Source organism: Streptomyces sp. NPDC006265 (genome assembly GCF_040613555.1).
Lineage (GTDB): Bacteria > Actinomycetota > Actinomycetes > Streptomycetales > Streptomycetaceae > Streptomyces.
On sequence record NZ_JBEXSH010000016.1, the window covers coordinates 17,766 to 28,661 of the forward strand.

Genomic DNA, 10,896 nt, shown 5'->3' on the forward strand with positions numbered 1-10,896 from the left:
ATGCACTGCCCCTTCTGCAGGCACCCCGACAGTCGTGTCGTCGACAGTCGTACGACCGACGACGGCACTTCGATCCGCAGGCGCCGCCAGTGCCCTGACTGCTCCCGTCGTTTCACGACCGTGGAGACGTGCTCGCTCATGGTGGTGAAGCGGTCCGGAGTCACCGAGCCCTTCAGTCGTACGAAGATCATCAATGGAGTGCGGAAGGCGTGCCAGGGACGGCCCGTCACCGAGGACGCGCTCGCCCAACTCGGCCAACGGGTCGAGGAGGCGGTGCGGGCCACCGGAAGCGCCGAGCTGACCACCCATGACGTGGGGCTGGCCATACTCGGCCCGCTGCAGGAACTCGACCTCGTCGCCTACCTGCGCTTCGCCTCCGTCTACCGGGCGTTCGACTCGCTCGACGACTTCGAGGCGGCCATCGAGGAACTCAGGACGCAGACGGGACATCCCGGCGCGGACGACGGAGACCGCGAGGAAGCGGCCGCGGGGAGCCAGGAAGACGACCGCGGGTCCGGAGGGGCGGAACAGGTCCCCCAGCCCGCCGGCGCCGCCGACTGACCGGCGGGTCGGACCCGGAAGGCAGCTCCGGGCCCGGCCGGGCGGCGGCGATGTGAAGACCTGTTGCGGGCGACGTGAGTCGGTGCCCGCAACACCAGACAGAACAACGTGCCACGGGAACAACGGGGCACTTCAGGGCGTTTTCGCCCGTACAGGGAGGCGGCATGACAGAGACGGCGAGCGGTCCGGCACGGAGTTCCCGCGCCAAGAGCGCCAAGGCGACCAAGGGCCTGCGTGTCGAGCGCATCCACACCACCCCTGGGGTCCACCCCTATGACGAGGTGGCCTGGGAGCGCCGTGACGTCGTCATGACCAACTGGCGCGACGGCTCGGTCAACTTCGAGCAGCGCGGCGTCGAGTTCCCCGACTTCTGGTCGGTGAACGCGGTCAACATCGTCACCAGCAAGTACTTCCGGGGCGCCGTGGGCACCCCGCAGCGTGAGACCAGCCTGAAGCAGCTGATCGACCGCATCGTGAAGACCTACCGGAAGGCCGGGGAGGACTACAAGTACTTCTCCTCGCCCGCCGACGCCGAGATCTTCGAGCACGAGCTGGCGTACGCCCTCCTGCACCAGATCTTCAGCTTCAACAGCCCTGTCTGGTTCAACGTCGGCACCAAGCAGCCCCAGCAGGTCTCCGCCTGCTTCATCCTGTCCGTCGACGACTCCATGGAGTCGATCCTCGACTGGTACAAGGAAGAGGGCATGATCTTCAAGGGCGGCTCCGGCGCCGGCCTGAACCTCTCCAGGATCCGCTCCTCCAAGGAGCTGCTGTCCTCCGGCGGCAACGCCTCCGGGCCGGTCTCCTTCATGCGTGGCGCCGACGCCTCCGCAGGAACGATCAAGTCCGGTGGCGCCACCCGTCGCGCCGCCAAGATGGTCGTCCTCGATGTGGACCACCCGGACATCGAGGACTTCATCGAGACCAAGGTCAAGGAAGAAGAGAAGATCCGCGTCCTGCGCGACGCGGGCTACGACATGGACCTGGGCGGCGACGACATCACGTCCGTCCAGTACCAGAACGCCAACAACTCGGTCCGTGTCAACGACGAGTTCATGAAGGCGGTCGAGCAGCGCGGCCAGTTCGGGCTGCGCGGCCGGATGACCGGTGAGGTCATCGAGGAGGTCGACGCCAAGTCGCTCTTCCGCAAGATCGCCGAGGCCGCCTGGGCCTGCGCCGACCCCGGCATCCAGTACGACGACACGATCAACACCTGGCACACCTGCCCCGAGTCCGGCCGGATCACCGCGTCGAACCCGTGCAGCGAGTACATGCACCTGGACAACACGTCCTGCAACCTGGCCTCGCTGAACCTGATGAAGTTCCTCAAGGACGACGGCAAGGGCAACCAGTCCTTCGAGGCCGAGCGCTTCCAGAAGGTCGTCGAGCTGGTCATCACCGCGATGGACATCTCGATCTGCTTCGCGGACTTCCCGACCCAGAAGATCGGCGAGAACACGCGCGCGTTCCGCCAGCTCGGCATCGGCTACGCCAACCTCGGCGCCCTGCTGATGGCCACCGGTCACGCCTACGACTCCGACGGCGGCCGCGCCCTCGCCGGCGCCATCACCTCCCTGATGACGGGCACGGCCTACCGGCGCTCCGCCGAACTCGCCTCGGTCGTCGGCCCGTACGACGGCTACGCCCGCAACGCCGACGCCCACAAGCGCGTCATGAAGCAGCACTCGGACGCCAACGACAAGGCCGTCCGCATGGACGACCTGGACACCCCGGTGTGGGCGGCCGCCAGCGAGGCCTGGGGCGACGTCCTGCGCGTCGGTGAGAAGAACGGTTTCCGTAACTCCCAGGCGTCCGTGCTCGCCCCGACCGGCACCATCGGCCTGGCGATGTCCTGCGACACCACCGGTGTCGAGCCCGACCTCGCGCTGGTCAAGTTCAAGAAGCTGGTCGGCGGCGGCTCGATGCAGATCGTCAACGGCACCGTCCCGCAGGCCCTGCGCCGCCTGGGCTACCTGGAAGAGCAGATCGAGGCGGTCGTCGCCCACATCGCCGACCACGGCAACGTGATCGACGCCCCCGGTCTCAAGCCCGAGCACTACGAGGTGTTCGACTGCGCCATGGGCGAGCGGGCCATCTCCCCGATGGGCCACGTCCGCATGATGGCCGCGATCCAGCCGTGGATCTCCGGCGCCATCTCCAAGACGGTGAACATGCCGGAGTCGGCGACCGTCGAGGAGGTCGAGGAGATCTACTTCGAGGCCTGGAAGCTCGGAGTCAAGGCGCTCGCGATCTACCGCGACAACTGCAAGGTCGGCCAGCCGCTCTCCGCCAAGACCAAGGAGAAGGAGAAGGCGGAGATCACCGAGAAGACCGAGGAGACGATCCGTACCGCGGTCGAGAAGGTCGTCGAGTACCGCCCGGTCCGCAAGCGTCTGCCGAAGGGACGTCCCGGCATCACCACGTCCTTCACCGTCGGCGGCGCCGAGGGCTACATGACCGCCAACTCCTACCCGGACGACGGTCTCGGTGAGGTCTTCCTCAAGATGTCCAAGCAGGGCTCGACCCTCGCGGGCATGATGGACGCCTTCTCCATCGCGGTCTCGGTCGGTCTGCAGTACGGCGTGCCGCTGGAGACCTACGTCTCGAAGTTCACCAACATGCGCTTCGAGCCGGCCGGCATGACGGACGACCCGGACGTGCGGATGGCGCAGTCGATCGTCGACTACATCTTCCGTCGCCTGGCGCTGGACTTCCTGCCCTTCGAGACGCGCTCCGCGCTCGGCATCCACTCCGCCGAGGAGCGTCAGCGTCACCTCGAGACCGGTTCGTACGAGCCGTCCGACGACGAGGTCGACGTCGAAGGGCTGGCCCAGTCCGCGCCGCGCGCCCAGGAGCTGAAGGCCGTTTCCGCTCCGACGGCCGAAGAGGCGGTCAAGCCCGCCCCGCAGCAGGCTCACACCAGTGCCGAACTGGTGGAGATGCAGCTGGGCATCCAGGCCGACGCCCCGCTGTGCTTCTCCTGCGGTACGAAGATGCAGCGTGCCGGTTCCTGCTACATCTGCGAGGGCTGCGGCTCGACCAGCGGCTGCAGCTGACGCCGAACGCCTGAGCCGATGCCGGAGGGGCACCGCCTGCGGGCGGTGCCCCTCTCGTCGTGCGTGCCTGGTCGATCGCGCCTCGTCGGTGGTGAGGTCAGGGCCGGTGCGCCGCGCCCATCCTCCTGGTGAAGTCCACGGGATCGCCCTCGAAACCACGGAGTCCGGAGCGCAGTTCCCACGGGCCGGAGCCGTCCCGCGCGAACTCCGCGACCGCCGCCGCCGTCGCTCCCAGGACACCGCCGAAGTCGTCCTCCGCCAGGACGGTGTACCCCTCGCGGATACGCAGGCCGGGGTTGCGCACACTGACGAAGGTGCGCTCCGCCGGGCGCTGCTGAATGACGACACCGACCACCACGCGCGCGTAGCGGACGTCGAGCCGGTCGAGCTCCAGCGTCATGACTTCGTCGTAGCCGAAGCCCTGACCGTCCTTGCTGTCCCGGTTGAGCGTGATCGTGCCGTCGGGGGAGCGGCTGTCGAAGTGCACCACGTACGCGGCGTCGCCGTGCGGGTCGTCCGCCAGATAGGTCGCCGCGACCAGGTCCAGGTCGGTGGACGGCTGCCCCGCCGGGCTGGGATCCCACCGCACCGCGATCTCGACCTTGCGAAGCCCCTTGTTGAGCCCGTCCACCAGAGTCCCCTTCCCCGTACGACCTGTCCGTCGGCCCCAACTGCCGGGCGCACATGACTGTTTGTCCATACTGCCACGCGAGGGGGTGTGGGCGTGGAGGAGCGGTCCAGCCGAGAGTGACCGACGCCACGCTTCGTGGCCTTACCATGGCGCGGTGCTGGTCAAGTGGATTCGCTGCACCGTGGTGGACCGCCGCGGTTTCGAGCGGGGGCAGCGGAAGTGGGCGGGGCTTCTGGGGGAGCCGGGGTTTCGCGGGCAGGGGGGTGGCTGGAGCCGGGGGCGGCCGGATGTGGCGCACGTCTTCGCGTTCTGGGAGAGCCGCGCCTTCTACGACTCCTTCATGGCACGGTCCCACGACCGGCTCGCGTCGGCTCAGGCGGGCACGTTCAAGGACGCTCAGGTCAGACTCTTCGACTACCGCTTCGACGTGAAGACCGGTTTCGAACCGCGCTTCACGGACGCCGACCTGTTGCGGGTGGCGCTCTGCCGCATCCACGAGGAGCGGGCCGAGCACTTCGTGCTGATGCAGGAAAAGGTCTGGAACCCGGCGATGGCCGGCTCACCCGGTATGGTGCGCGGGCTCTTCGGCGAGGCACCCGGGAACGAGTTCATGGTGCTCTCCATGTGGCGCTCGGCCGCAGAACACGGCAAGTACCGCACCGAACGCGTGGAGCGGCTCGCCCTGAGGGCCCAGACGGAGGCGGACGTGGCGGCGCTCACGGGGGACGTCGTGGACATGGAATCGAGCTGGACGGTTTGATTCCGACCGGACTCGACGGCTTCACCGGATGCTGCTACACGAGGCCCTGACTCCGGGCGGTCATGGACGGAGCCATTCCGTTCGGACAAGCGTGCGACCAGTGTGACCTGTGGTGCAGGAATCGTGTGACCTACGCCGTATGGGTGCGGGGGGAGTGCTCCACCGGACCTCACCCGATCTAGGGTCTTGGCATGGCACGACCACGGCGCATCGTCCTTGTCCGGCACGGCGAGTCAACGGGCAATGTTGATGACTCCGTCTACGAGCGGGAACCCGACCACGCCCTGGCGCTGACCCAGCGAGGTCGGCGGCAGGCGGAGGCGGCGGGGGAGCAGTTGCGCGACCTGTTCGGCGACGAGCAAGTCAGCGTGTACGTCTCCCCGTACCGCCGTACGCACGAGACCCTGCGCGCCTTCCACCTCGACTCCGGTCTCATACGGGTGCGTGAGGAACCCCGGCTGCGCGAGCAGGACTGGGGCAACTGGCAGGACCGGGACGAGGTCCGCCTCCAGAAGACCTACCGGGACGCGTACGGCCACTTCTTCTACCGATTCGCCCAGGGCGAATCCGGTGCCGACGTCTACGACCGGGTCGGCGGCTTCCTGGAGAGCCTGTTCCGCAGCTTCGAGGACCCCGAACACCCGCCGAACGTCCTCATCGTCACCCATGGCCTGGCGATGCGGCTGTTCTGCATGCGGTGGTTCCACTGGACGGTCGCGGAGTTCGAGTCGCTGTCGAACCCGGGGAACGGCGAGGTGCGGATGCTCGTTCTGGGGGACGACGGCAAGTACATGCTCGACCGGCCGTTCGACCGTTGGCGAGATCCCGAGCCGTACGGGGTCACCGGATAGAGTGGCAGGGCGATGACCGCTGATTCCTCCCCCGACGTGCGCCTGGAGCGCGCCCTGGCCTGCCTGCGCGGACTGTCCGTCGGAGACGCCCTCGGCTCCCAGTACTTCGTGCCGGTGAACTACCCGCTGCTGAAGCGCCGCGAGGTGCCCTCCGGGCCGTGGCAGTGGACGGACGACACGGAGATGGCCGGCTCGGTCGTCGCCGTCCTGGCCACCCACCACCGCATCGACCAGGACGCCCTGGCGCACTCCTTCGCCGAGCACCATGACTTCGACCGGGGCTACGGTCCTGCGGTCAACCGTCTGCTGCGGCTCGTCCGGGAGGGTGGCGACTGGCGGGAACTCGCCGCCGCGCTCTTCAAGGGGCAGGGCTCCTGGGGCAACGGAGCGGCGATGCGGATCGCTCCGCTGGGGGCCTGGTATGCGGATGATCCGGAGCAGGCGACCCACCAGGCGGAGATCTCGGCCTACCCCACCCACCAGCACCGCGAGGCCGTCGTCGGGGCCATGGCCGTCGCCGCGGCAGCCGCCTTCGCCGCCGCCCCCGACGGGCCGCCCGGCGCCGAAGCCCTCCTCGACGGGGTCATCGACCTGGTGCCGAAGAGTGCCGTGGGTGCGGGGCTCCGCAGGGCGCGGGACATGCTCGACTACGGCGACCCGGGCACGGTCGCGGCGGTACTGGGGTGCGGGCGGCGGACGACCGCCCACGACACCGTGCCCTTCGCCCTCTGGTCGGCGGCGAGGAGCCTCGGCGACTACGAGCGGGCATTCTGGACGACCGCCCAGGTCGGCGGGGACGTCGACACCACGTGCGCCATTGTGGGCGGCGTCATCGCTTCGGGGAAGGCGGGGGCACCGCCCGCCGAATGGGTCGAGCGGACGGAGTCGCTCCCGGACTGGATCCCCACGCCGGCCTGACGCAGGACTCGCACCTTCGGCAACTCTCCGTACATCTTGGGAACTCTCCGTGATCGGCCGTCCGTTGTCCCGGCAGCCGCTGTGTCAGCTGTCGAGTCGTGCACACGCCGGACGTCCGTGTGAGTGGAGAGGGGGTGGGCATGGAAGTTCTGATCGTTGTTCTGATCCGCTGGTGGGGCGTTGTCGCTCGTCGTGCGGGACGCGCGAGGGCGGCCGTGCTGTCGACATCGCCGTCCGTCCCGCGCGTGCGGCCGGGCCGTCCGCGCCCGAGCGCGAACCGGCCCGGCAGCCGTCGGCGGGCCTGTGAAATTCCCGCCGGCGAGGTGTTGGAGCCGGTTCGCGGTGCCCTGGCGTCAGCCGAGCCCGGGTCCGGCCGAGCCGGAGAGCGCCTCCAGGTCGCTCTTGCGGACCCGGATCACCAACCAGGCCGTGGCCAGGGCGAGGACGGCCATCGCGGCGGCCGGGATGAAGGCCGTCGAGATGCCCTGGGCCAGCACCTCGTGCCCCCACGGCGCGGGGAGCTGCTGGGTCCTGGCGAACTCCGCCTTCTGCTCCGCGGTCCCCTCGGCCATGAACTGCGGAAGCTGCTTCTCGGCCTCGTCCCTGGTCGCCGTGCCGAAGACCGTCGTCAGGATGGACAGGCCCAGCGATCCGCCCACCTGCTGCGTCGTGTTGAGCAGCCCCGACGCCGCACCCGCCTCGTGCGGGGCGACACCGGAGACGGCGGTGAGTGTCAGCGTCACGAAGTTCAGCCCCATGCCGAACCCGAACACCAGCATCGGACCGAGGACCCCGCCGACGTACGAGCTGTCGGAGCTGATGAGCGCCTGCCAGGCCAGTCCCGTCATCGCGAGCGCGGAGCCCACGAGCATGAAGGGCTTGGGGCCCAGCACCGGCAGGAACCGCTGCGACAGACCGGCGCCGAGCGCGATCACGACCGTCACGGGCAGGAAGGCGAGCCCCGCCTGGATCGGGCTGTACCCGAGCACGTTCTGCACGAACAGCACGATGTAGAAGAACATGCCGAACATCGCCGCGGCCAGGCTCAGCATGATCACGTACGTGCCCGAGCGGTTGCGGTCGGCGAACATCCGCAGCGGGGTGATCGGCTCCTTGGCCCGGGACTCGATGATCCCGAAGGCCAGCAGCAGCACCACAGCGGCAGCGAAGGACCCGATGGTGAGGCTGTCCCGCCATCCCTCGTCCGCGGCGCGGATGAAGCCGTAGACGAGGGACGCCATGCCGGCGGTCGAGGTCACGGCGCCCGCGACGTCGAAGCGGGCGGAGTGCCGTTCGGACTCGTTGATGTAGAGCGGGGTGAGCACGGCTATCAGCACACCGATCGGCACGTTCACGAAGAGCACCCAGCGCCAGTCGAGCCACTCGGTGAGCATGCCGCCCGCGAGCAGACCGATGGCACCACCACCCGCGGAGACCGCGGCGAAGACACCGAAGGCCCGGTTGCGCTCCGGGCCCTCGGGGAACGTGGTGGTGATGAGCGCCAGCGAGGTGGGCGAGGCGATCGCGCCTCCCACGCCCTGCAGGACCCGGGCGGCCAGCAACTGCCAGGGTTCCTGGGCCAGCCCGCCGAGCAGCGAGGCCAGGGTGAACAGGAGGATGCCGGTCATGAAGATCCGGCGGCGTCCGAGGATGTCACCGGCGCGGCCGCCGAGGAGCAACAGGCCGCCGAAGGTGAGGGTGTAGGAGCTGACGACCCAGGTGAGGTCGGTGGTGCTGAACTCGAGCGCTTCTTGAATGTGCGGGAGTGCGATGTTCACAATCGTCGCGTCGAGGACCACCATGAGTTGGCAGGCCGCGATGACGGTGAGCGCTATGCCGGGGCGTCCTTGCCGGCGTGCCGCGCCTGGCTTCTGCTCTTGGAGCAATGGAGAGGTTGTCACTATGGGTCCCCCATGAGTGCATTAGTGAACGCTGGCGTTCACTGCCGCGTCAACGGTAGTGAGTCCCCGACAGTGAACGCAAGCGTTCACTTACGGCGTCGTCGGTCGGTACGTCCCCCTGTGTGGCCGTCCGGCGCGTCCCCCATCCCCGGAATGCCCGCTTCCTCTGCTCGTTGGAGAGAGTCAGATGGTTACCCCCAGCCGGGCGGATGCCCCCGCTCAGACTGCCGCCCGCCGCCGCGGTGCGGTACTCGAACGCGCGATCCTCGACGCCGCCCTCGATCAACTCAGCACCGTCGGCTGGAACGGCCTGACGATGGAGGGTGTCGCCGCCGGTGCCCAGACCGGCAAGGCCGCGGTCTACCGGCGTTGGCCGTCCAAGGAGGATCTCGTCGCCGACGCCTTGCGTGCCGGGCTGCCACAGTTCGACGCGGCTCCTGATGAAGGAAGCGTCCGTGAGGACCTCTTGGCGCTGTGTCTGCTGGCCCGTGACGCGATGTTCTCCCGCCCTGGTTTCGCGCTTCGCTCGGTGATTCACGAGTGCGACACGGCGCAGGCCGAGCGCTTCCATGGCGTGATCTTCGACGGGGTCGTGGAGCCCACCATGAAGATGTTGCGAGAGGTCGTCGACCGCGGGATCAAGCGCGGCGAGGTGCGTCCCAAGGCTGCCAACGGCTATGTCTTCGACGCCATACCGGCCATGATGATGTACCGCTCCAAGATGTGCGGCTGTGAATGGCAGGACAGCGAAGTCGAGGAGATGATCGACCAGTTGATGGTTCCGCTGCTGCGGCCGCACGGTGCCTGACGCTGCCGGTGAGGAGGCTGGTGCTCGAATCAAGCGATGGTCCGCGCCACGGCCGGACGATGCTCGACGGGGGTTCTCGAGGGCGGCGAGGCCGCCGTGGCGGACCGGGGTGTCGCGGGCGGTTCCGGGCGGCGTAATCTAGGGGCGCCATGCCGTACGAACCGCCTACTCACACCGTCGAGCGCTCCCTTCGAGCCACGACCGGAGCGAAGATCGTTGCAGGTGTCGACGAGGTGGGCCGCGGCGCGTGGGCCGGTCCCGTGACCGTCTGTGCGGCGATCACCGGACTGCGCCGTCCGCCCGAGGGGCTCACGGACTCGAAGCTGCTCACCATCAAACGACGCACCACCCTCGCCGAGGAACTGCGGACCTGGGTGACGTCGTACGCACTGGGGCATGCCTCCCCGGAGGAGATAGACGCTCTGGGTATGACGGCCGCGCTGCGGCTCGCAGCGGGGCGTGCGCTGGACGCACTGCCCGTGCGTCCCGACGCGGTCATCCTCGACGGCAAGCACGACTACCTCGGTGCGCCCTGGAGGGTCCGTACGGTGATCAAGGGTGACCAGTCGTGCGTGGCGGTCGCTGCGGCCTCGGTGATCGCCAAAGTCCAGCGCGACAAAATGATGGCCGAACTGGGTATCGACCATGCAGACTTCGGTTTTGCGGACAACGCCGGGTATCCATCTCCCGTGCACAAGGCCGCACTGGCGGAACGGGGCCCCACCCCCTACCACCGGTTGTCGTGGGCGTATCTTGATGCGCTGCCCCAGTGGCGGCACCTCAAGAAGGCCCGCAGCTGGGCGGACGGAAGTGTTCCGGAGGTCGAGGGGCAGCTCGGCTTCGACTTCTGACGGTTTCGTTCGCATCCATGCGCCACCCGCCGACGCGGGTCGTACCAACGTTTGATAGATATCAACTCATGCCTCTCATTCCCGAGGAGCCTCAGATTCACGAGAGTGCCCAGGGTCCCCGCGCCACTCCGGCCAGCGGCCGCACCGCGCCGACCCCCCGTCCCGTACCCGGCCCCCGTCCCGCGGCTCCGTCGCGTCCCGGCCGCCCCGGTCCTCTGCGGCCGGCGCCGCCCGTGCAACGGACTCGCGAGGTGGCCACCAAGCCCGCCCCGCCGGGTCCCGCCGCCGGGGCCGCCGGTCCGGTCACCCCGCAGATCCAGCTGATCCCGGCTTCCGTGGAGGGGGCGCTCGACGCCGCCGAAGAGGCCGTGGACCTGCTCCTGGACTCCGGTCGTGCCCCCGGCGACATCCTGGTGATCACGACCGGGGAGCAGCATCCGTGGGCCGCCCACGAGCTGTCCTTCGGCGAAACCTCCTACTGGGCCCAGCACGACGCGGGCGACGACGTCTTCTACACGGACGCCACCATCGCGGCCCGCGCCGCGTCGCGTCCGGTGGT

The 10,896-nt window shown here is 68.8% G+C and carries 10 protein-coding genes; 8 read left to right on the top strand and 2 right to left on the bottom strand.

All coding sequences use genetic code 11. From position 1 onward, the window contains the following. Both nrdR and ABZ281_RS03170 read left to right on the top strand, forming a co-directional pair. Entirely contained in the window at positions 1–561 is a 561-nt protein-coding gene (gene nrdR, locus ABZ281_RS03165; protein WP_266469189.1) for a transcriptional regulator NrdR, read from the top strand. Positions 562–725: 164 nt separating this feature from the next. Next, positions 726–3,617 carry a vitamin B12-dependent ribonucleotide reductase gene (locus ABZ281_RS03170; RefSeq protein WP_356651558.1) on the top strand — a complete coding sequence of 964 codons (2,892 nt, stop codon included), beginning with the start codon at positions 726–728 and terminating at the stop codon, positions 3,615–3,617. A 97-nt stretch (positions 3,618–3,714) separates the two neighbouring features. Here ABZ281_RS03170 and ABZ281_RS03175 read toward each other — a convergent pair whose 3' ends face one another. Then, the gene (locus ABZ281_RS03175; protein WP_356651560.1) at positions 3,715–4,248 is read right to left on the bottom strand and encodes a TerD family protein; all 534 of its coding nucleotides are present in this window, start codon (positions 4,246–4,248) and stop codon (positions 3,715–3,717) included. 154 nt (positions 4,249–4,402) lie between these two features. Between ABZ281_RS03175 and ABZ281_RS03180 the strand changes: the two genes are divergently transcribed. The 3 genes from ABZ281_RS03180 to ABZ281_RS03190 all read left to right on the top strand — a co-directional run bounded on the left by ABZ281_RS03180 (position 4,403) and on the right by ABZ281_RS03190 (position 6,777). Next, on the top strand, positions 4,403–5,008 hold the full coding sequence (locus ABZ281_RS03180) for a YdbC family protein (RefSeq protein ID WP_356651562.1): 606 nt from the start codon (positions 4,403–4,405) through the stop codon (positions 5,006–5,008). Positions 5,009–5,199: 191 nt separating this feature from the next. Then, complete coding sequence (locus tag ABZ281_RS03185; RefSeq protein ID WP_356651564.1) at positions 5,200–5,859, top strand: histidine phosphatase family protein; 660 nt, start codon at positions 5,200–5,202, stop codon at positions 5,857–5,859. A gap of 12 nt (positions 5,860–5,871) precedes the next feature. Then, positions 5,872–6,777, top strand: coding sequence for an ADP-ribosylglycohydrolase family protein (locus ABZ281_RS03190; protein WP_356651566.1), 906 nt, complete (start codon positions 5,872–5,874; stop codon positions 6,775–6,777). Between the two features lie 353 nt (positions 6,778–7,130). Here the strand turns inward: ABZ281_RS03190 and ABZ281_RS03195 are convergent, their stop codons facing one another. Further along, on the bottom strand, positions 7,131–8,678 hold the full coding sequence (locus ABZ281_RS03195; RefSeq protein ID WP_356651568.1) for an MFS transporter: 1,548 nt from the start codon (positions 8,676–8,678) through the stop codon (positions 7,131–7,133). A gap of 187 nt (positions 8,679–8,865) precedes the next feature. On the opposite strand from ABZ281_RS03195, the gene ABZ281_RS03200 reads away from it, so the two are divergent. The 3 genes from ABZ281_RS03200 to ABZ281_RS03210 form a co-directional block, all read left to right on the top strand. Next, positions 8,866–9,486, top strand: coding sequence for a TetR/AcrR family transcriptional regulator (locus ABZ281_RS03200; RefSeq protein WP_356651570.1), 621 nt, complete (start codon positions 8,866–8,868; stop codon positions 9,484–9,486). Positions 9,487–9,635: 149 nt separating this feature from the next. Next, complete coding sequence (locus tag ABZ281_RS03205; protein WP_356651572.1) at positions 9,636–10,337, top strand: ribonuclease HII; 702 nt, start codon at positions 9,636–9,638, stop codon at positions 10,335–10,337. A gap of 68 nt (positions 10,338–10,405) precedes the next feature. Beyond that, positions 10,406–10,896: hypothetical protein (locus ABZ281_RS03210; RefSeq protein WP_356651574.1), on the top strand; the 491-nt coding region annotated here is incomplete at its 3' end.